Here is a 20,883-nt window from a genome sequence, read left to right as displayed (position 1 = left end):
CCAATAATAGTAATCAGCCAGCACAGACAAACCCTCTGACAAATGACCTAGTAACAGTACTTAGTCAAGCATAAGCTAGTAAAGCATGATTGCAGTCCGAGCCCAATTGTGCAAAACTTTGATTATAGTTTTTTTAGCAAATAAAAAGAGAGCCACCATGACAGATTTTGTCGTCTTTGATATCACTGGCACCGATGCCCAAAAATTCTTGCAAGGACAATTAACCTGCAACGTCACCAAACTCAGCGACCAATACCAAGCGACCGCGATTAGTAATCTCAAAGGGCGTGTTGCGTTGGGTATTTGGATTAGAAAAATAGCGGATGACGCTTACCAAATCGTCATCAGTCAAGACTGTGCCGATGAGTTTGCCAAACATATCAAAAAATATGCGGCGTTCTCAAAACTCACCCTATCAAACCCGCGTGATATTTTTACGGTTGTTAACAATGGGTTACCTAGTTTTAGCGAGTCAGAGAATGGCACTGACACCGACGCTAACCGCAAAGCATGGCAAAAAGAAAGTATCGCTACAGGCAATTACTGGATTGTCAAAGCCACCGCAGGCTTGTGGCAACCCCAGGAGTTGCGTTTACACCAACACGGCGGCGTTGACTACGATAAAGGCTGTTATTTAGGCCAAGAAATCATTGCGCGGTTATATTTTAAGGCCAGCCCGAAAGCTTGGCTCCACCGCGTAGCAGGTACCGGTGATATACCTAACCCAGGTGAAAAAATTGGCAGTGTCGATGTGGTCAATAGCATTGCTACTGACACAGGTTTTGAAGCCTTGGTCGTCGGGCGTCCCGATGATATTGCCGCCAGTAACCTGACCATTCTTGAATTACCTCAAGCACTGCAACAACCGGTTGCGCGCCAACACTAAACACCCACCAAACTTGATTAAAATAAATGTGTTAAAATAAAAAAGGCATTTCACTGATGCCTTTTTTAACCATTTTTTTAGGTTTATCAATACCTAACCCACTTCAAACCTAAACCATTTTATAGCTAAACCTCTTTCATTTTATATTTATAGCTAAACCACTTCGCCAGCCACAAACCCACTTGCCCAAGCCCATTGGAAATTGTAGCCACCTAGCCAACCAGTAACATCGAGCACTTCTCCGATAAAATACAAATTCGGTTGTAACTGACTTTGCATGGTTTTTGAGGAGACTTTATCAGTAGCAACGCCGCCGCGTGTGACTTCAGCTGTACGATAGCCTTCAGTGCCTGATGGCGTCAAACGCCAAGCATTGAACTGCTCACCAAGCTGCGCTAACTTCTCGTCTTTGATATTGGCAAGCTCAGTCTCAGCCATGTCTTGCCACAATAAATTTTGCAAAGTAGCAATCACTTTTTTAGGTAGCGCCGGCGCGCTTATCTGGTCGTTTAGCACGGTTCTGATCAACTGTTTTGGGTGCTGTTTTTTTTGCTCGGCTAAAAATGCTGCCATATCAAAGTTTGGGAATAAATTGATAAAAATCGGCTCGCCCACCTGCCAATAATTCGATAGCTGTAACATCGCAGGCCCGGATAAACCGCGATGGGTAAATAGCACGGGCAACCTAAAACTGATGCGCTCGTTAAACGCAATGACCTCAAAACTAACCCCCGATAACGATTTAATCGCATCGCCAATTTTATCGGTAAAGGTAAAGGGTACTAGTCCTGCCGATGTTGGCACAATGGTATGCCCAAATTGCTGCGCTACTTGGTAACCAAACCCTGTCGCACCCATGGTCGGAATTGACAGTCCGCCTGTGGCGACTACCAACGAGTGACAAGTTAAGGTTTGCTCGCTACTTTTTTGATGCGCTGGTTGATGAGGCTGTTGGTTAGCTGGTTGATTGACAGTTAACACAAACCCCGTATTGTCGGGTAACGCTTGGATTTGCTGGATGGTGGTTTTTAGTTGAATAGTTACTTGGTTGGCACGGCATTGGGTCAACAGCATTTGCAAAATATCATTGGCAGAGGTATCACAAAACAGTTGCCCATGCTCACGCTCATGATAGGGAATCTGATACTGGCTAACCATGCCAATAAAATCCCAATTTAAATAGCGTGACAATGCTGATTTGCAAAAGTGCGGATTGCTACTTAAATAATGTTTGGGCTCAATGTCATAGTTGGTAAAATTACAGCGCCCACCGCCACTCATAAGAATTTTCTTGCCCGCTTTATTGGCATGATCTACCACGAGCACACGCCGTCCGCGCTTGCCCGCTGTCAATGCACAAAATAGCCCTGATGCCCCTGCTCCGATGATGATGACATCATACGCAAACGTGGACGGTGCGTTTGTTGACCCAGCGTGATTTTGAGCCGTGTCAATCTTTGGTGAAGTATTTGGTGAAGTATGTTGTTGCTGCATGATGACCGCTATTTATTACGTAAAAGACGAAAGTGGAATCCGCTTAGAATCAAGATGTTTGTCCAAGATCTGAAAAAATATCCTTAAAATATCTTGAGTAACATTGCAAAAATTGTAATTTTTTGCCAAACTAAGGAAAAGGCACTCTAGAATCAAGGATTAGATTAGATTGTATTGCATTTTCATAGTGAGCGGACGTTTATTGATGGCTCGTTTCATCGCTCTGTTGATGGCCTGTGTTACTGGCAGCTTGTCAATGTTAGCTTATCAACGTGAAAATGTTGTTTTTGAAGTTAAGCCCGCTACCTATTTGAGCCGTTTGTCAGTTCGTAGCCATTTAGAGTATTACCCCACCACCCTGTCATAACAAGGAATGTTTTATGAAGAGCTACCCTCATAGCGCTGAATTTGCCGCTAAAGCCAACACCACTCCCCAAAAATACGCCGAGACCTATCAAGAATCTGTGGAAAATAACGAAGCGTTTTGGGCAAAACGCGCTGAATGGGTTGATTGGATAAAAAAACCTACCAAAATCAAAAACGTCAATTATGACCTAAACAATTTTAGCATTAAATGGTTTGAAGATGGTGAGCTTAATCTATCGGTCAACTGTCTTGACCGTCATGTCGCTGAAAACCCTTACAAGCCTGCGATTATTTGGGAAGGCGATCACCCCTCACTTCATAAAATTATCTCATACAAAGAGCTACATTCGGAAGTATGCCGCCTTGGTAGTGCACTGCGTCGTAAAGGCGTCAAAAAAGGCGACCGCGTCACCATTTATTTACCGATGATTCCTGAAGCGGCGGTTGCGATGCTGGCTTGTGCGCGGATTGGTGCGGTTCACTCATTGGTATTTGGCGGGTTTTCAGCAGACAGTCTAGCCAGCCGTATCATCGATAGCCAATCAAAAATTGTCATTACCGCTGATGAATCTGTGCGTGGTGGTAAACATACGCCGCTTAAACAAAATGTGGATCGTGCGCTAGACCATGACGGCACCGAATGTGTTGAAAAGGTCATTGTGGTGTACCGTACCGGTGAATCCATCCCAATGAGCGGTCGCCGCGACATTTGGTATCACAACTTAATCGACAATGCGTCGGAAGACTGTCCACCAGAACCAATGAATGCCGAAGACCCGTTATTTTTGCTTTACACTTCAGGCTCAACTGGCAAGCCCAAAGGCGTGGTACACACCACCGGTGGTTATTTGACCTATTCGTTATCCACCTTCCGTGACGTGTTTGATATCAAAGACAATGACGTATTTTGGTGTACCGCGGATGTGGGCTGGGTCACCGGTCACACCTATGTGGTGTATGGACCGCTTGCCAACGGCACAACAACCGTGATGTTTGAAGGGGTGCCGCAGTACCCAGATTGGGCGCGTATCGGTCATATCGTTGATAAGCATGACGTTACCATCTTGTATACTGCACCAACCGCCATTCGCGCGATGATGAAAGAAGGCGATGATTACGTCCGTAAATCAAACCGTTCTAGCTTACGTCTGTTGGGCTCAGTGGGTGAACCTATCAATCCTGAAGCCTGGAACTGGTACTATAACGTGGTGGGCGAAGGTCGTTGTCCGATTGTCGATACTTGGTGGCAAACTGAAACAGGGGGTATTTTGATGACGCCAATCCCCAATACGGTTGATCTCAAACCAGGCTCCGCGATGAATCCGCTGTATGGCGTCAAGCCAGCGATTGTCGATGCCGAAGGTGCTGAATTAACGGGTGCTGCTGAAGGCAACTTAATCATCAAAGACAGTTGGCCGGGTCAAATGCGTACCATTTGGGGAGACCATAAACGCTTTTTAGAAACTTACTTTAGCACCTATCCAGGCGCTTACTTCACAGGTGATGGTGCCCTGCGCGATGAAGACGGTCATTATTGGATCACAGGTCGTGTAGATGATGTCTTAAACGTATCTGGTCACCGCCTAGGTACGGCAGAGATTGAAAGTGCGTTAGTATCGCATCCTTCCGTCGCTGAAGCAGCTATTGTGGGTATGCCGCATGAGCTTAAAGGCCAAGGCGTTGCCGCTTATGTCATCTTAAAGTCAGGCGAAGAGCCAAGCGAGATGCTCAAAGGTGAAATCAACCGTCATGTCCGTGGTGAGATTGGTCCAATCGCCAACTTAGACTCGCTATATTTGGTCGAAGCCTTACCAAAAACGCGCTCCGGTAAAATCATGCGCCGTATTCTGCGTAAACTTGCCGCGCATGAATTTGAAGGTTTGGGTGATACTTCGACCTTGGCAGAACCAGAGGTGGTTGATAACCTTATCAATGTGGTTAAAGCCGATAAACAACCTGCTTAGTGGCTTACCAAATTTAGAAAACGTCTGTAGCTACAGGCGTTTTTTTTCATCGTTTTTCATTTGTTAAATATTTTTAAAAATCCAATTCAAATTTTTAATTTTAATGATGAATTAATTAAACCCAATTGCTTACAATTTCAAGCTTAATCATGCGATAATTGGTTATGTTATAATGCCGACCAAAGGCATTTTTAATAAAACCAATATAACAAGGATAAACCGATGACTGATATGACTGCGGCCACAGCGCCATTAGATTTTAGCAAACCCATCAAATCGCGTGCTGCGGTAGCTTTCGCTGCGGGAGAACCATTACAAATCGTCGAAATCGACGTCGAGCCACCGCGTAAAGGCGAAGTACTCGTCAGAATTACCCATACGGGCGTTTGCCACACGGACGCATTCACCTTAAGTGGCGATGACCCTGAAGGGGTTTTTCCAGCGGTTTTGGGTCATGAAGGCGCAGGTATTGTGATGGCAGTCGGTGAAGGGGTAACCAGTGTACAACCTGGTGATCATGTCATTCCGCTATATACGGCTGAATGTGGTGAATGTTTATTTTGTAAAAGTGACAAAACCAACCTATGCGTCGCGGTGCGTGCTACCCAAGGTAAAGGCGTGATGCCTGATGGTACTACCCGTTTTAGCTATCAAGGTCAGCCAATTTATCACTACATGGGCTGCTCGACGTTTAGTGAATATACTGTCGTTGCTGACGTATCGCTTGCTAAAATCAATCCTGAAGCCAATCCTGAGCAAGTCTGTCTATTAGGTTGCGGCGTGACCACAGGACTAGGTGCGGTAAAAAATACCGCTAAAGTACAAGAAGGCGATAGCGTCGCGGTGTTTGGGCTTGGCGGTATTGGGCTTGCTGTTATTCAAGGCGCCAAACTTGCCAAAGCAGGTCGCATTATTGCGGTTGATACCAACCCCGACAAATTTGAGTTAGCCCGTGAGTTTGGCGCGACTGATTTTGTGAATCCAAAAGATTATGACCAACCCATTCAACAAGTGATTGTTGAGATGACAGGTTGGGGTGTGGATCACAGTTTTGAATGTATCGGTAACGTCAATGTCATGCGCTCGGCACTTGAATGCGCGCATCGCGGTTGGGGTCAAAGCGTAATTATTGGTGTCGCGGGCGCAGGTCAAGAGATTGCCACTCGTCCGTTCCAACTAGTGACAGGTCGCCGCTGGTTAGGCTCTGCATTTGGTGGGGTGAAAGGTCGCTCACAACTGCCAGGTATGGTGGAGCAAGCCATGCACGGTGATATCCAACTGGCACCTTTTGTCACCCATACCATGGGGCTTGAAGATGTTAATACCGCATTTGATTTGATGCATAAAGGTGAGTCCATTCGTTCAGTGTTGCATTACTAAACCATTACCAAACTTGGCATTACAAAGAATGGGAAATTCACCATGAAAAAAATTGAATCGCATAAATTGCACGGTGGTGACCTACAAGTGTGGCAGCATACCAGTGCTACCACACACACGGAGATGAAATTTGCCATCTATTTGCCACCCAAAGCCATCGTCAATGAAGCAACCGAAACCACTGGAACAACAGCTCAAAAATGTGCGGTGCTGTATTGGCTATCAGGGCTGACGTGTACTGAGCAAAACTTTATTCAAAAATCTGGGTTTGCTGAGTATGCCAGTCGTCACAACGTGATTGTGGTAGCACCCGATACCAGTCCTAGGGGTGTCGATATGAGCGGTAACGATGTGCCTGATGACAGCGCTTATGATTTGGGGCAAGGGGCAGGCTTTTATGTTAATGCCACTCAAGCGCCTTGGGCAACGCATTTTCAGATGTATGATTATATCGTCGATGAGTTGCCTAATCTCATCGAACAGCACTTTCCTGCCAGTGACCAGCGCAGTATTTTTGGTCACAGTATGGGTGGACATGGCGCGCTGATGATTGCCCTACGTAATCCCCAGCGCTATGCCAGCGTGTCGGCTTTTTCACCCATCGTCGCACCGTCACAAGTGCCTTGGGGACAAAAAGCCTTTAGCGCTTACTTAGGCGATGACCAAAGCACCTGGGCAAACTACGATAGCTTAGCGTGGATGAAACAGTCTGCGCATAGCAAAAAATTACCACTATTGATTGACCAAGGTAGCGGGGATGAGTTTTTGGCTGAGCAGCTCAAACCTGAGCTCTTTGCGCAAGCTGCCAAAGATGCCAATTATCCGATGACGCTGCGTATGCAGGACGGTTATGACCATAGCTACTATTTTATCAGTAGTTTTATCGCTGACCATTTTGCGCACCACGCCGCTGCCCTTCAAGCCTAATCACAGAATTTTAATCACACAATCACTTGTCAGCGCACACGGCTGACAAGTGATTGACCATTTTGCCATCGTATTACCCCCTCCGACATTTAAAATAACAACAAATTTGCGATAATGATTTTGTCCGCGATCCTATCTGATAAGGAAGATTGTCATGGTTGACAAGCGCACTGATATCACGGTAAACCCTACCCATAAAGAGCCCTATTTGCAAGGCGTTGTGTTTCGCTACAGCGTGTTTGTCATTGCCTTTGCCATCCTTGCCCTGGGGATTGTGCTGCTCAAATGGTGGCTGATAGTGATTGGTCTAATAGGCTTTGTGGTGGGCATTTATGATTTGATGCAAGTACACCATGCCGTCTTGCGTAACTATCCAATTTCGGGACATATTCGTTATCTATTGGAGGAGTTTCGACCTGAACTGCGCCAGTATTTGATTGAAGATGACCAAGCTGCTGTGCCGTTTTCGCGCCAGCAGCGTGCGCTTGCTTATCAACGTGCCAAAAACGTCAGTGATACCAACGCCTTTGGTACGTTAGAAAATCTATACCAGTCTGGCAAAGAATGGTTTTTACAATCCACCCTTAGCTATCCCCTCAAAGAAACCAATTTTCGTATTCTGGTGGGCGGTGAGCGATGTCTACAGCCCTACTCGATGTCGGTGTTTAATATCTCTGCCATGAGTTTTGGCAGCCTGTCAGCCGCGGCAATCGAAGCGCTCAATCAGGGCGCAAAACTCGGTGGATTTGCTCATGATACCGGTGAAGGTGCGATTAGTCCGTACCACAAAAAACACGGCGGCGATTTGATTTGGGAGCTAGGTACCGGGTATTTTGGATGCCGTAATCATGATGGCACGTTTAGTCCCGAAAAATTCGCTGAACGCTCACGCATTGAGCAAGTCAAAATGATTGAAATCAAGCTGTCGCAAGGGGCAAAGCCTGGTAAAGGCGGGGTATTGCCCAAGGAAAAAATCACCCCCGAAATTGCCGAAACCCGTGATGTGCCGATGGATGCAGACTGCATTTCCCCAGCGAGCCACTCAGCCTTTACCACCCCGCGTGAGATGGTGCAGTTTTGGCAACAGCTGCGTGAATTGTCAGGGGGCAAGCCGGTTGGTTTTAAGCTGTGTGTCGGGCAGCCTTGGCAGTTTATGGCGATTGTCAAAGCCATGATTGAAGCAGATAATTACCCTGATTTTATCGTGGTTGATGGTGCAGAAGGCGGTACAGGGGCTGCGCCTGTTGAGTTTATGGATAATGTTGGCATGCCCCTACTCGATGGCTTTTTGCTTGTGCACAATACACTGGTGGGTGCGGGGGTGCGTAACAAAATCAAAATCGGTGTCAGTGGTAAAATCATCTCTGCCTTTGATATCGCTCGCATGCTAGCGCTGGGTGCAGATTGGTGTAACTCCGCGCGTGGCTTTATGTTTGCGGTAGGCTGTATCCAATCGCGCGCGTGCCATACCAACAAATGCCCAACTGGAGTTGCCACCCAAGACCCCTATCGTCAACGGGCATTACATATTCCTGATAAGGCACAGCGAGTCTATAATTTTCATAAAAATACGCTTAAATCATTGGCAGCGATTGTCGGTGCGGTGGGTTTACACCACCCAAAAGATTTACAAGCGTATCATATCGCCAGACGACTGGAAAATGGGCAGATTAAGCTATTATCCAAGTTTTATTATTTTACGGAACCTGGCGTGTTACTGAATTTATCGGCGCGCTCAGATGTTTTTAACCAAATGTGGGTCATGGCAAATCCTGATAGCTTTTTGGCAAATAACGAGGCGTTAATTGCTTACAATCACGATGTGCGTCACGCCCATGACCATAACGAAAAGCGCTTTAATGAAGGCAATTATCCTGAACGTATCGACAGCTTTGATGAAACCGCAAATAGCTATTATACCTACGATGATGACCCTTCTTAATACTTTTTCCAAAAAAAACCGCTAATCGTTAGCGGTTTTTTTGTATCAGCTTAACTTATAGCTTAGTTTATTCCACCGTGACGCTTTTGGCCAAATTACGGGGTTTATCAACGTCTGTGCCTTTGGCAAGCGCAACATGGTAAGACAACAACTGTACAGGAATGGTGTGTACAATGGGCGATAACACGCCAATATGACGTGGGGTGCGAATCACGTGTACGCCTTCACTATCGGAAAAATCACTGTCAAGATCGGTAAATACAAACAACTGACCGCCACGCGCCGAGACTTCTTGCATATTGGCTTTGACTTTATCGAGTAGGCTGTCATTTGGCGCTATCACCACCACAGGCATATTTTCATCAACCAATGCCAGTGGACCGTGTTTTAACTCGCCAGCGGGATAGGCTTCTGCATGGATATAGGTGATTTCTTTGAGCTTCAATGCGCCTTCTAATGCAATCGGGTAATGAATACCACGTCCCAAAAACAGCGCGCTTGGCTTATCAGCAAATTTGCTTGACCAGCTGCTGATCTGTGGCTCAAGATTGAGCGCATATTGAATATCATTGGGCAAGCTGCGCAGCGCATTGGTGTATTCGACCAGTTTAGTGTCATCCACATAGCCACGCACACGACCGAGTGTCACCGCCAAACCAAATAAAGCCACTAACTGGGTAGTAAAGGCTTTGGTTGAAGCAACCCCAATCTCCGCACCGGCTCGGGTGTAGACTACTAACTCACTGGCACGAGGCAAGGCGGATTCCATCACGTTACAGATGGATAGACTATGTTTATGACCCAAAGCTTGTGCGTATTTTAGCGCCTCCATGGTATCTAGCGTCTCCCCTGATTGCGAGATGGTGATAATCAATCGTTTTGGATTGGCAATCACCTCACGATAACGGTATTCGCTAGCGATTTCGACATCGGTGGCAATTTTGGCAATACTTTCCAACCAATATTTGGCGGTCGATGCCGCATAATACGACGTGCCACAGGCAAGAATCTTAATACTGTCGATATCATTGAAAACGGCTTCAGCATTTTCACCAAAGTTTTCGGCGATAAACCCGGCATCCAAAAAGATTTCGGCAGTATCTGACACTGCTTTTGGCTGCTCGTAGATTTCTTTTTGCATAAAGTGACTATAAGCCCCCAGTTCAAGAGACGCTAAGGACACTTGCGAAGTAGTGGCTTTGCGGGTCGCTGGATTGCCTTGTTTGTCAATCATTTGTGCCACGCCATCTGCGGTTAACTGGGCAATATCACCATCTTCAAGATACATGATTTGACGGGTAAAGGCGACAACTGCTGAGACATCCGATGCGATAAAGGTTTCATGCTCACCTAAGCCAATGAGTAATGGACAGCCCATGCGCGCCACCACCATGTTTTGTGGCATATCGTTGGCAATCACCGCAATCGCATACGCACCATGAAATTGTTGGGTCGCCGCTTGCACCGCTTTGAATAAATCACCGCCGTTTTGTACATAGTGCTGGTGCACTGCATGGGCGATGACCTCGGTGTCGGTTTGTGACTCAAAATGATAGCCATTTTGCTGAAGGCGAGCGCGCTCGGCTTCAAAGTTTTCGATGATGCCGTTATGTACCACCGAAATCAAATCACCCGAGATATGCGGATGCGCGTTAGGCTCAGTGACGCCGCCGTGAGTTGCCCAGCGAGTGTGACCGATGCCGGTGTGACCATACACGCCACGCTCTTTGGCAGCGGCTTCCATCAAGGCAACACGCCCCACTCGGCGCACGCGTTTGAGTCCTTCATCGGTTTGCACTGCAATACCCGATGAGTCATAACCCCGATATTCTAGGCGTTTTAAGCCATCGGTTAAAAAATCTACCACATTGTCTTGCGCACGAATGGCGCCAACGATACCGCACATAACTGTTCCTTAGTATCCAGTTTTTGGTGTGAGCAATCAAATTTGACTGCTGTGAAAAACAATCCCCCCGTTTACACAGTCGTTAGATTGTTTTATTGTTGCTTAACCAAACGGCTTTATCGTATAAAGCAAGTTTATCGTATTAAGCAAGAATTTGTTAAATTTAGGCAAAAATTCAAATATCAAGATTTTTTTTCAGGACGTTGCCAACCCTCAATCGTGACTTGTTTGCCACGGGCGATAGAGAGTTTTTCGGCAGGGCAGGCTTTACTGATGGCACTACCAGCGCCAATGGTGGCACGGTCACCAATGGTTACAGGGGCAATCAGCACCGCATTTGAGCCAATTCTAACCTCATCACCGATTTCGGTTTTAAACTTATTGACGCCATCATAATTGGCAGTGATAGTGCCTGCGCCGATATTGGTCTTTTGTCCAATGGTGGCATCGCCCAAATACGCCAAATGATTGGCTTTAGCGCCGCTTGCCATTTGGGTGTTTTTAAGCTCGACAAAGTTACCGATATGCACATCTTTATCAGTGACCGCATTGGGGCGCAGACGGGCAAATGGTCCGATTTGGTTGTCTGCGCCTACTACCGCATTGTCAAATAGACTGTAAGGTTGCACCACGGTGCCACTGGCGATTTTGCTGTTTTTGATGATACAACCTGCACCGATTTTGACGTTATCACCTATCTCACAGTCACCTTCAATGATGACATTAATATCAATTTGCACATCTTTGCCAACTTTGAGCGAACCGCGTAAATCAAAACGGCTTGGGTCAATCAAATGTACGCCTTGTTGCATCAGCGCTTGGGCTTGATGCGTTTGCCAAGTACGCTCTAGATTTGCCAACTGCAGACGGTCATTCACGCCTTCGATTTCAAACTGATGGGTTGGCGACACGGTGGCAATTTCGATGCCATCATCCACCGCCATTTTGACGATATCGGTAAGATAGTATTCACCTTGGGCATTGTTATTGGTCAAGTTATTGAGATATTGATGCAAAATATCATTGGCGACACAGTACACACCGCTATTGATTTCAGTGATTTTTCTTTGCTCATCGTTGGCATCTTTTTCTTCAACAATGGCGATTACTTGGTCGTTGTCACGCACAATACGACCCAAGCCAAATGGGTTGGCTAAGTTTAGGGTTAGCATGGCAAAACGGCTGTCTGTATTTGCCAATTTCTCTAAGGTATCGACGCCAATGAGTGGCACATCCCCTGATAAAATCAAGCTTTTCCCATCCGTAGGCAACACTGGCAAAGTCATCTGCACCGCGTGACCCGTGCCCAATTGCTCAGCTTGCTCGACCCAATCAATTTGTTCATCGGCAAAGGCATCTTTGACTTGCTGACCTTCAAAACCATAGATAATAATATTTTTTTGGCTACCCAATTGTTTGGCAGTGGCGAGTACGTGATGTAGCAAAGGCTTGCCTGCCAGCGGTTGTAGCACTTTTGGCTTGCTCGATTTCATGCGAGTGCCTTTGCCTGCTGCCATGATGATGGTGGTTAAGTTGGTCATGGGAATCCCTTATTTTTTTTAAACTAATTTTAATGATACAACAGATTAAACATAAGTAACGAGCACACTCACAAAGACTATTAGCACAACCCCTGCCATCAGCCCCGCCAAAATGTCATCAATCAAAATACCAAAACCGCCGCTTACATTTTTATCCACCCATTTAATCGGAAAGGGTTTTAAAATATCAAAAAAACGAAACGCGACAAATGCAGCAAAGTATAGTAGCAGTAAACTTAACTGATGACCTTGCAATAAACCATCATCGTAGAAATGCAGCCACAAAATTGGCAAGAGTGACACCCACATGCCGACCCATTCATCCCATACGATATGCGGGTCATCGTGTACACCCATCAAATCAGAGGTTTTACCGCAGATATAACTACCGACTAGAGCGCCCACCACCGTCACCGCCAAAAACCCCCAAAAGCCAAGCCATAACATCGGAATGGCAACCACCAGTCCGCCCACCGTGCCCCACGTCCCAGCAGCGCGCTTTGGCAATCCTGAGCCTAAGCCGATACCGAGCCAATAAATCAGCTTTTCCCAAACGCTTGCGGTTGGTGGACAAGGCGGGCAAACATTGGCTTTACGGACGTCGGGTTTGTGCAGTTGAGTCATAGGAAGTTCTTTGGCTAAAAATGCTGATAGCCAGTGATTGAAAATTCAATTGGTTGGTTATTATAAGTCAGCGTCAAGCCGTTTTCTGTGACAATTTTGCCAATGGCAAAAATTTTATCCGAAAATTGTTGATTAAATTTGACAAAATTTTGCTCACTGATGGTAAAACACAGCTGATAATCATCACCGCCATTGAGCTGATGTTGCCACTTATCAGCATTTGGTAAGGCTTGTAATCGTGGATGCGTTGGAATATTGGCCAAATCAACCACCGCACCCACCTGTGATGCGGTTAGAATATGACCCAAATCCTGCCCTAGCCCGTCTGAAATATCAATCATGCTATGGGCAAACCCACGTAATTTTTGCCCGAGCTCAACTTGCGGAACAGGTAAATCGAGTGCCGGCTGTAAAGCGATTGGTTGTAAAGCAATATTGTGCGGCTCAGATTCTTCAGCGTTTAAAATCTGCTGTAAGGCAAAACTTGCTGAGCCAATCTCACCGCTGACACAGATGATATCACCGGCTTTTGCGCCCCCTCTGGTAATAGCTTGCCCAGTTGGCACAAAACCCAGTGCAGTGACAGAGATGGTTAAGGTGTTTGATTGGGTGGTATCGCCACCGATGAGCTCGACATCAAATCGGTTGCAAATGTCCGCGATGCCTTGGGTGAATGGTTTGAGCCAGTCATCCTGTGCAAGCTTAGCAGGCAAGCTAATACCCAGCAATATCGCATAGGGCGTCGCCCCCATCGCTGCTAAATCGGATAAATTGACCGCGACCGATTTATAGCCGATGGCATAAGCGGATGTTGATAAGGGAAAATGTCGACCTGCAACCAGCGTGTCAATACAGCTCACCAGTTCGCAATCGCTTGGCATGCTGCTTATCGCGCAATCATCCCCGATACCCACTTGGGTCAAAGGATTTTGGCGTGTGCAGTGTTGAAAATATTGATAAATCAAAGAAAATTCGGACATCTTAGCCATCCGTATCGAGCATAAAAGGGCGTAGCAAGTACGCCCTTTACGGTATTATTTTTCTTCTTCAGTGGTCGCTTGCGATGGCGGCTGCGGCGCATCCTCTGTTTTGGCTTTTTTGGCATCTGCCTCTACTTCAGGCATACGCGCGTCTTTGGCGATTTTATCCATCACCACATGAATCATTTTATAGCCATCTGATGAGCCAAAATGGGTATTGAGCTGAATCGCTTCATCAATCACTACTTTGTAAGGCACTTCCAAGTGCTGCTTCATCTCATACGCACCGACAAGCAGTACCGCTTGCTCAACTTTATCTAGACGTGTCCAAGGGCGATCAAGTAGGCTGTCGATATAGGCGATTAAGTCATCGCTTTGCTCAATGATTTTGCTAAGTAGCTCGTGATAATAGCCCAAATGCACCGTGTGCATGGCATTCTCACTGCGGGTATGCGCTTCAATTTCGTGCGATGGGTTGCCTGTCAACAGCCATTCATATAACCCTTGCACCACAAAACGGCGTGCTTTACGAATCGCGGTCAGGCTGGTTTTATAATTGACGGCGTTGTCTTGACTCGCCTGCTCTGGTGTAGTGTGGGTTGAATTGTCAGTCATATCGCTACCTTATTCACCAGCCATTTGTGCGTCAATTTGACCCAACACGTTAATCATCTCAAGCGCGACCATGGCTGCTTCTGAGCCTTTGTTACCTGCTTTGGTGCCGGAGCGTTCAATGGCTTGTTCGATGCTGTCTGTGGTCAAAATCGCATTAATAACAGGCACGTCATAATCCAACCCAATCGCGCCCAAACCTTTGGCAGATTCACCAGCGACAAAATCAAAGTGCGGCGTGCTACCACGAATCACCGCGCCTAAACCGATGATAGCGTCAAATTTATCGGTTTGGGCCATACGGGCAACCGCCAGTGGAATTTCCCAAGCACCCGGTACACGCACGACAGTAATATTGCTACCTGCGATACCATGACGCAGTAAGGTATCAATCGCGCCGCTGACCAAACTTTCTACCACAAAGCTGTTAAAACGTCCTACCACCATACCGATTTTGGCGTGGGCATTGGTGTGTAATTCACCGCTGATATGCTGTACTTGGGCGAGTTCGTTTTGAAGATTTGCCATGATGATTACCTTTAAATTGTAAAAATTAGAATCTGATTTTGCTAGGTATGATACCATTTTTGTTAGGTTTATTCATGTTATTTAGCATGACCCTAGGTTACTTCCATTAAAATAAAAAATCCGCCATAGCGACGGACTTTTATACAAAACAATTAAGGTTATTGGGTCAAAAAGCTTGGCAATGCTTTATGGCGTTTTTCCAATTCTTTCGCTTTTTTCTTACTGACACCACCCAATACCTCAATGGCATGACGCAGGCGCTGCAATGTCATATCCGCCCCAATCAAATACATTGAATTCATCACAGGCGTGCTTGACTTGCTACCTGCGATGGCAATAAAAAATGGTGACATAAAATCACGTAATTTAATGCCCATCTCGCCTGCCAAGCCAGACAATACCGTTTGGATATGCTCCTCCGTCCATACAGGCAGGGTTTCTAACTGCCATTGCGCAAGTTGTAGAATCTCCACGGTTTGCTCCGTGGATAGCACTTTATGCTCAAAATCCACCTCACTAATGGTTGGCAAGTTTTGGAAATAAAAGCCCGACCAATTCACCGCATCTGACAACAAGTTAATGCGTGGCTGAATGGCTTTGGCAATGGCGGTGAGTTTGTCGCTGTCATTTGCCCAATCAAGAATTTTGGTTTTTAAGGCTTCGGGTGACAGTGAACGCAACCATTCGCCATTGAGCCAAGTGAGTTTTTCCACGTCAAAAATCGGACCACCAAGCGACACCCGTTTGATGTCAAAACTGGCAATCATGTCATCCAAGGTGAATTTTTCGGCTTCATTTGGCATGGAGTAGCCCATCCGTCCCAAATAGTTGAGCAAGGCTTCTGGCAATACACCTGCATCACGGTAATAGGTGATAGACGTTGGGTTTTTGCGTTTGGATAGTTTGGATTTGTCGGGGTTTCTGAGCAGTGGCATATGACAGAGTACTGGCATATCCCAACCAAAATATTTATACAATAATTGATGTTTTGGGGCAGAGTTAATCCACTCTTCGCCACGGATGACGTGGGTAATCTGCATCAAATGGTCATCGACCACGTTTGCCAAGTGGTAGGTCGGTAGACCGTCGGTTTTAAGTAGCACTTGCATATCCACTTGTGACCAAGGAATCTCGACCTCGCCACGTAGCATATCGTCAAATTTGCAGACACCCTCGTCTGGCACACGCATACGAATGACGAATGGCTTGCCTTCGGCGGCGAGCTTGTCCGATTGTTCACGGGAAAGATTTGCATAGCGACCGTCATATTTTGGCGTCTCACCCCTCGCCATTTGTTCGGCTCGCATTTGATCTAACTCTTCGGCTGTGGCAAAACAGCGGAATGCATGACCTTTGTCTAACAGTTCTTCGGCGTATTGCTTGTAGATGTCTTTGCGTTCGCTTTGGCGGTACGGTGCATGTGGACCGCCGACGTCTGGACCTTCTGACCAGTCAAGACCGACCCAGCGCAGGGCGTCCAAAATCATTTGTTCAGATTGCGCAGTGGATCGCGTTTGGTCGGTGTCTTCAATGCGCAGGATAAAGTCGCCGCCATGCGCTTTGGCAAAGGCAAGGTTAAATAGCGCGATATAGGCGGTGCCAACGTGGGGAAAGCCTGTGGGGCTTGGGGCAATACGGGTGCGGACTTTTGACATGGATTTCTCAATTTTACAAAAATTTCAAATTAGCGGCTATTATAGCCGACTATCGAATTTTTATAAATTGAATCCTAGCGATGATAGGTGGCTGATAAAATATAAATTTGGAAGGCAACGCTAAATGCTAGATTGATTTTGGCATTTAGCGTTATTTTTGAGGACTAATTCAATTATTTATCCTTGCGATGACGAATGATTTCAATCACCATAGGCACCACAGAAAACACGATAATCGCAATCATAATCCACGAAAAATGTTCTTTGACAAAGGGTAATTGACCAAAAAAATAGCCTAGCGTGGTGAAAGATACCACCCATAATACCGCGCCAACGATGTTATAGCGAGCAAACTGGGAATAATTCATGTTACCCATCCCGCCTACAAACGGCGCGAAAGTGCGTACAATGGGAATAAAACGGGCAATAATAATGGTGCGTCCGCCGTATCTTTCATAATAATCGTGGGTTTTTTGCAAATAGCTTTGCTTAAAAATCTTGGAATTGGGATTGGAAAATAACTTTTGCCCAAAGTGTTTGCCAATCTCAAAATTGACAAAATCGCCCAATACTGCTGCCACAATCAATAAACCAATCAGCACAAAGATATTCATATCGCCCACTGCGGCAATGGTGCCTGCGGCAAACAACATCGAATCCCCTGGCAAAAATGGCAACACAACCAAACCTGTCTCGCAAAACACAATGGCAAACAAAATTGCATAAATCCAATTGCCATAGTTGTTGACCAGCTCTTGTAAATGCTCACCGATATGCAAAATAAAATTCACCAACCACATGGGCTATCCTTATAAATTTAGACAAAACAACAAAATATAACTAATCTACAGTCGTTATATGAAGGCAATATTAACCAGGCATCATTATAGCAAGAATGGGTAAAAATTTTGTGTTTTTAGGCAAAAATCATCTTGACAGCAAAATCAGTTTTCAATAAAATACGCGCACTCTTAGGCAAAGCAGTCTAAATAATTCCCAAAAATGGGGCTATAGCTCAGTTGGTAGAGCACTTGCATGGCATGCAAGGGGTCAGCGGTTCGACTCCGCTTAGCTCCACCACTATTAAGTCTGCTTAGAGCACCTCGTGCGATTGCGTCCCCATCGTCTAGAGGCCTAGGACATCGCCCTTTCACGGCGGTAACCGGGGTTCGAATCCCCGTGGGGACGCCACTAATTTTAAAAAAGCCATTGTCTGACGGACGATGGCTTTTTTGTTTTTGCTGTCTGTTTGTCGTAGGCTTTTGTGGTATATAGTGTTGCCTTGCCACATCCTAGGTTACATAGGTTACAGCATTTTGCTTTTCTCCATGCCCCACCCCACAAAATCAATTTTCCTTGCGCTCAGTTGACGCTTTGTCATCAAAATTAGCATATAATTGAGCGCGCAATTGCGTATGTGATAAATGATTTTTTGGCTATCTGCCTTTAGCTACTTGATTTAAGCTACTTGATTTAAGCTACTAAATTTTACCACTCGGGATTTTACCACTCGAGTATTGACTCGCTGATTTTAAGCTATTGGGAAACTGGGCGAAGACTATGGCAAATTTTAACACCCACATAAGCGTGGCTTTTGTCGCAAGTGGCGTCACTGGCTTGGTGATTTATAAGGCAGGGATGCTGACCGCGCCTGAATATTTGATGTGTGTGGTGGCTGGTACCATTGGTGGCTTGCTGCCCGATATTGATTTGGATCACTCGGTACCCGCGACCGTAGGATTTAATGTCATATCGCTGTTGAGCGCATTTTTTATTGTTATCTTGTGTGTCGGGCAGTTTTCGTTGGTTGCATTGGCTGTATTGTGGTTAGTATCTTATTTGTTGATGCGCTACGGTGTGTTTAATTTATATAGCAAATTGACGGTGCATCGTGGCATCGTGCACTCGATTCCCTATCTAGGGATTATGGCGATGACCCTCGTGTACGCCAGCTTTTATGGCTTTAAGCAAGGCGCTGTTATCAGTTGGTTTTTAGGGCTGTTTTTGATGTTTGGCGCCATTGTTCATCTGCTGTTAGATGAGATGTTTAGCGTCAACCTGTTAGGGCTGAGCGTCAAAAAATCTTTTGGTACCGCGTTTAAAGTGTTTAAATTCGATCAAATAGGCTGGTATTTGGGCTTATATGCCATCTTGGCTGCCCTGATTGTGTTTGCCCCGCCGTTTAAAGTATTTTGGCAGACGCTACAAGACCCGATTAGTTGGCTTATTTTAAAGAAAAATATCTTGCCTACCGCCATCAACCTACCGAACATTCATTAACATGACACATACATCACCTTGCCCGTGCGGCTCTACACTGTCTTATGCTGATTGCTGTGCGCCCCTGCATGTGGGGCAAAAAACCGCCGATACCGCAGCACAGCTAATGCGCGCTCGGTACGCAGCATTTGTGCTTCAACATATCGAATATATCGTTGCCACCACCGCGCCTTTTCAGCAGCCGTTACTCGATACCCAAGCCATTAGCGACTGGGCGCAGCAGACCGATTGGGCAGGGTTAGCAGTCATCAAACACACGCCGAAAATTGGCAAACGCCACGCTCAAGTGGAATTTAACGCATTCTTTCACTCAATCACTGGCAAGGATGCGCATCATGAACTTTCTACCTTCGTCAACATCCCCAGCGGTCGCATAAACCGTTGGTATTTTTTAGATCCGACAGTGGTCATGCCTGTCACCCAAAAGCAACCTTGCCCCTGCGGCAGTGGTGAGAAATACAAACGCTGCTGCGGACAGTTTTTGGCTTAATCGCTGCACCATTGATAACAAAAACTTTAACAACCGCTCTACAATTTTTTTGTTTTTTAAAAGGGCTTTTTTGCTAGACTAATTTTATTTGCGATTTTGCGATAAGACAACGATATTAAAGGAGAGTCCCATGCCAGCGCTACGCCAAGATATTGATCCAGACGGTTTATTAGAATACTCTGTGGTCTACACCGACCGCTCGCTCAATCACATGTCCAAAAAATTCCAAACCGTGATGAATGATTTGTCCACAAGCTTAAAAAACGTGTATAACGCCGATGCGGTGGCAATCGTGCCGGGTACAGGGAGTTACGGTATGGAAGCGGTTGCGCGCCAGCTTGCCACCGACCAAACAGTGCTCATCATCCGCAACGGTTTTTTTAGTTTTCGCTGGACGCAAATCCTTGAAAAAGGTCGTATCACGGATGACGTGACTGTCCTGACCGCACACATCGGTGACAACAGCGATTCAATTGGGCAACAACAGCAGTTTGAGCCAGTGGCAATCGAAACGGCTGTTGCTGAGATTCAATCTAAAAAACCTGCGGTGGTATTTGCCCCGCATGTCGAAACCGCGGCAGGCTTGATGCTGCCCGATGACTATATCAAACAACTTGCCGATGCGGTGCATAGTGTCGGTGGTTTACTGGTCATCGACTGTATCGCATCCGGCTGTGCATGGCTTGATATGAAAGCGTTGGGCATTGATGTGCTCATCTCTGCGCCACAAAAAGGCTGGTCAAGCACGCCATGTGCGGGGCTAGTAATGATGAATGAAACAGCCGTTGCCAAAGTAGAAGCCACCGAATCGACCAGTTTTGGGCTCGATCTCAAACAATGGCTCACTATCATGCGCGCTTATGAAAATGGCGGTCATGCGTATCATGCGACGATGCCAACCGATGGGCTGACCAAATTCCGCGATACCGTCAAAGAAGCCGAAGCGATTGGACTTGATAAACTCAAAAGCGCCCAATTTGAATTGGGTCAAAAAGTGCTCTCTGTCCTCAATCAACACAATATCATCAGCGTCGCAGCTGAAGGCTACCAAGCGCCGGGTGTGATTGTGGTTTATACTGAGCGTGATGATATGCACAAAGGTGCAGCATTTGCCGCCCAAGGCTTACAAATTGCAGGCGGCGTCCCACTGAAAGTTGGCGAACCTGACAGCTTTAAAACATTCCGTTTAGGTCTGTTTGGTCTGGATAAGTTGACGGATATTGACGGTACCGTCAGCCGTTTTAAGCAAGCGCTTGAGAAAGTATTAGCTTAATTATCAGCGTACGTGTGAGTGCATTTATTAGCATA

General features: G+C 46.2%; 17 protein-coding genes and 2 tRNA genes. 10 read left to right on the top strand and 9 right to left on the bottom strand.

The window, feature by feature from the left end:
• Nucleotides 1–157 precede the first annotated feature (157 nt).
• Nucleotides 158–886, top strand: a complete 729-nt coding sequence (gene ygfZ, locus RTP55_RS05115; protein WP_312384695.1) for a CAF17-like 4Fe-4S cluster assembly/insertion protein YgfZ — start codon at nt 158–160, stop codon at nt 884–886.
• A gap of 153 nt (nt 887–1,039) precedes the next feature.
• On the opposite strand, the gene RTP55_RS05110 is transcribed toward ygfZ, so the two are convergent.
• Entirely contained in the window at nt 1,040–2,380 is a 1,341-nt protein-coding gene (locus RTP55_RS05110; protein ID WP_312384693.1) for a BaiN/RdsA family NAD(P)/FAD-dependent oxidoreductase, read from the bottom strand.
• Between the two features lie 380 nt (nt 2,381–2,760).
• Here RTP55_RS05110 and acs point away from each other — a divergent pair, with 380 nt between their 5' ends.
• The 4 genes from acs to RTP55_RS05090 all read left to right on the top strand — a co-directional run bounded on the left by acs (nt 2,761) and on the right by RTP55_RS05090 (nt 8,959).
• Complete coding sequence (acs, locus tag RTP55_RS05105) at nt 2,761–4,710, top strand: acetate--CoA ligase (protein WP_100274165.1); 1,950 nt, start codon at nt 2,761–2,763, stop codon at nt 4,708–4,710.
• A 270-nt stretch (nt 4,711–4,980) separates the two neighbouring features.
• Nucleotides 4,981–6,090: an S-(hydroxymethyl)glutathione dehydrogenase/class III alcohol dehydrogenase gene (locus RTP55_RS05100; protein WP_312384829.1), complete on the top strand. Its 1,110-nt coding sequence runs from the start codon at nt 4,981–4,983 to the stop codon at nt 6,088–6,090.
• A gap of 42 nt (nt 6,091–6,132) precedes the next feature.
• Nucleotides 6,133–7,017 (top strand): S-formylglutathione hydrolase, encoded by an 885-nt coding sequence (fghA, locus tag RTP55_RS05095; protein WP_312384689.1) that lies wholly within the window; start codon nt 6,133–6,135, stop codon nt 7,015–7,017.
• A gap of 154 nt (nt 7,018–7,171) precedes the next feature.
• Nucleotides 7,172–8,959 (top strand): FMN-binding glutamate synthase family protein, encoded by a 1,788-nt coding sequence (locus tag RTP55_RS05090; RefSeq protein WP_312384688.1) that lies wholly within the window; start codon nt 7,172–7,174, stop codon nt 8,957–8,959.
• Nucleotides 8,960–9,026: 67 nt separating this feature from the next.
• On the opposite strand, the gene glmS is transcribed toward RTP55_RS05090, so the two are convergent.
• The 8 genes from glmS to RTP55_RS05050 form a co-directional block, all read right to left on the bottom strand.
• Complete coding sequence (glmS, locus tag RTP55_RS05085; protein WP_312384687.1) at nt 9,027–10,865, bottom strand: glutamine--fructose-6-phosphate transaminase (isomerizing); 1,839 nt, start codon at nt 10,863–10,865, stop codon at nt 9,027–9,029.
• 182 nt (nt 10,866–11,047) lie between these two features.
• On the bottom strand, nt 11,048–12,406 hold the full coding sequence (gene glmU, locus RTP55_RS05080; RefSeq protein ID WP_312384685.1) for a bifunctional UDP-N-acetylglucosamine diphosphorylase/glucosamine-1-phosphate N-acetyltransferase GlmU: 1,359 nt from the start codon (nt 12,404–12,406) through the stop codon (nt 11,048–11,050).
• 45 nt (nt 12,407–12,451) lie between these two features.
• Complete coding sequence (locus tag RTP55_RS05075) at nt 12,452–13,030, bottom strand: phosphatidylglycerophosphatase A family protein (RefSeq protein WP_312384683.1); 579 nt, start codon at nt 13,028–13,030, stop codon at nt 12,452–12,454.
• Between the two features lie 14 nt (nt 13,031–13,044).
• On the bottom strand, nt 13,045–14,010 hold the full coding sequence (gene thiL, locus RTP55_RS05070; protein ID WP_312384681.1) for a thiamine-phosphate kinase: 966 nt from the start codon (nt 14,008–14,010) through the stop codon (nt 13,045–13,047).
• Between the two features lie 54 nt (nt 14,011–14,064).
• On the bottom strand, nt 14,065–14,625 hold the full coding sequence (nusB, locus tag RTP55_RS05065) for a transcription antitermination factor NusB (RefSeq protein ID WP_100274173.1): 561 nt from the start codon (nt 14,623–14,625) through the stop codon (nt 14,065–14,067).
• 9 nt (nt 14,626–14,634) lie between these two features.
• Nucleotides 14,635–15,150, bottom strand: a complete 516-nt coding sequence (gene ribH / locus RTP55_RS05060) for a 6,7-dimethyl-8-ribityllumazine synthase (RefSeq protein ID WP_007115135.1) — start codon at nt 15,148–15,150, stop codon at nt 14,635–14,637.
• A 158-nt stretch (nt 15,151–15,308) separates the two neighbouring features.
• Nucleotides 15,309–16,805 (bottom strand): glutamate--tRNA ligase, encoded by a 1,497-nt coding sequence (gltX, locus tag RTP55_RS05055; RefSeq protein ID WP_312384678.1) that lies wholly within the window; start codon nt 16,803–16,805, stop codon nt 15,309–15,311.
• A 173-nt stretch (nt 16,806–16,978) separates the two neighbouring features.
• Entirely contained in the window at nt 16,979–17,605 is a 627-nt protein-coding gene (locus RTP55_RS05050) for a DedA family protein (protein ID WP_007115137.1), read from the bottom strand.
• Nucleotides 17,606–17,809: 204 nt separating this feature from the next.
• On the opposite strand from RTP55_RS05050, the gene RTP55_RS05045 reads away from it, so the two are divergent.
• The 5 genes from RTP55_RS05045 (at nt 17,810) to RTP55_RS05025 (ending at nt 20,848) form a co-directional block, all read left to right on the top strand.
• Nucleotides 17,810–17,885: transfer RNA gene (locus RTP55_RS05045), tRNA-Ala, on the top strand.
• Between the two features lie 35 nt (nt 17,886–17,920).
• Nucleotides 17,921–17,996, top strand: a tRNA-Glu gene (locus RTP55_RS05040).
• 369 nt (nt 17,997–18,365) lie between these two features.
• On the top strand, nt 18,366–19,085 hold the full coding sequence (locus tag RTP55_RS05035; protein ID WP_060996019.1) for a metal-dependent hydrolase: 720 nt from the start codon (nt 18,366–18,368) through the stop codon (nt 19,083–19,085).
• A gap of 1 nt (nt 19,086) precedes the next feature.
• The gene (locus RTP55_RS05030; RefSeq protein WP_076774781.1) at nt 19,087–19,575 is read left to right on the top strand and encodes a YchJ family protein; all 489 of its coding nucleotides are present in this window, start codon (nt 19,087–19,089) and stop codon (nt 19,573–19,575) included.
• Nucleotides 19,576–19,705: 130 nt separating this feature from the next.
• The gene (locus RTP55_RS05025) at nt 19,706–20,848 is read left to right on the top strand and encodes an aminotransferase class V-fold PLP-dependent enzyme (protein ID WP_312384674.1); all 1,143 of its coding nucleotides are present in this window, start codon (nt 19,706–19,708) and stop codon (nt 20,846–20,848) included.
• Nucleotides 20,849–20,883 lie beyond the last annotated feature (35 nt).

The sequence above is a fragment of the Moraxella sp. CTOTU47579 genome, from assembly GCF_032004885.1.
Lineage (GTDB): Bacteria > Pseudomonadota > Gammaproteobacteria > Pseudomonadales > Moraxellaceae > Faucicola > Faucicola tetraodonis.
This window is presented reverse-complemented; position numbering and strand designations above follow the sequence as displayed.

What these genes read in the sequence shown, in the direction of transcription:
- ygfZ (WP_312384695.1), top strand. Translation starts at nt 158, where the DNA reads ATGACAGATTTTGTCGTCTTTGATATCACTGGCACCGATGCCCAAAAA.
- RTP55_RS05110 (WP_312384693.1), bottom strand. Translation starts at nt 2,380, where the DNA reads ATGCAGCAACAACATACTTCACCAAATACTTCACCAAAGATTGACACG.
- acs (WP_100274165.1), top strand. Translation starts at nt 2,761, where the DNA reads ATGAAGAGCTACCCTCATAGCGCTGAATTTGCCGCTAAAGCCAACACC.
- fghA (WP_312384689.1), top strand. Translation starts at nt 6,133, where the DNA reads ATGAAAAAAATTGAATCGCATAAATTGCACGGTGGTGACCTACAAGTG.
- RTP55_RS05090 (WP_312384688.1), top strand. Translation starts at nt 7,172, where the DNA reads ATGGTTGACAAGCGCACTGATATCACGGTAAACCCTACCCATAAAGAG.
- glmS (WP_312384687.1), bottom strand. Translation starts at nt 10,865, where the DNA reads ATGTGCGGTATCGTTGGCGCCATTCGTGCGCAAGACAATGTGGTAGAT.
- glmU (WP_312384685.1), bottom strand. Translation starts at nt 12,406, where the DNA reads ATGACCAACTTAACCACCATCATCATGGCAGCAGGCAAAGGCACTCGC.
- RTP55_RS05075 (WP_312384683.1), bottom strand. Translation starts at nt 13,030, where the DNA reads ATGACTCAACTGCACAAACCCGACGTCCGTAAAGCCAATGTTTGCCCG.
- thiL (WP_312384681.1), bottom strand. Translation starts at nt 14,010, where the DNA reads ATGTCCGAATTTTCTTTGATTTATCAATATTTTCAACACTGCACACGC.
- nusB (WP_100274173.1), bottom strand. Translation starts at nt 14,625, where the DNA reads ATGACTGACAATTCAACCCACACTACACCAGAGCAGGCGAGTCAAGAC.
- ribH (WP_007115135.1), bottom strand. Translation starts at nt 15,150, where the DNA reads ATGGCAAATCTTCAAAACGAACTCGCCCAAGTACAGCATATCAGCGGT.
- gltX (WP_312384678.1), bottom strand. Translation starts at nt 16,805, where the DNA reads ATGTCAAAAGTCCGCACCCGTATTGCCCCAAGCCCCACAGGCTTTCCC.
- RTP55_RS05050 (WP_007115137.1), bottom strand. Translation starts at nt 17,605, where the DNA reads ATGTGGTTGGTGAATTTTATTTTGCATATCGGTGAGCATTTACAAGAG.
- RTP55_RS05035 (WP_060996019.1), top strand. Translation starts at nt 18,366, where the DNA reads ATGGCAAATTTTAACACCCACATAAGCGTGGCTTTTGTCGCAAGTGGC.
- RTP55_RS05030 (WP_076774781.1), top strand. Translation starts at nt 19,087, where the DNA reads ATGACACATACATCACCTTGCCCGTGCGGCTCTACACTGTCTTATGCT.
- RTP55_RS05025 (WP_312384674.1), top strand. Translation starts at nt 19,706, where the DNA reads ATGCCAGCGCTACGCCAAGATATTGATCCAGACGGTTTATTAGAATAC.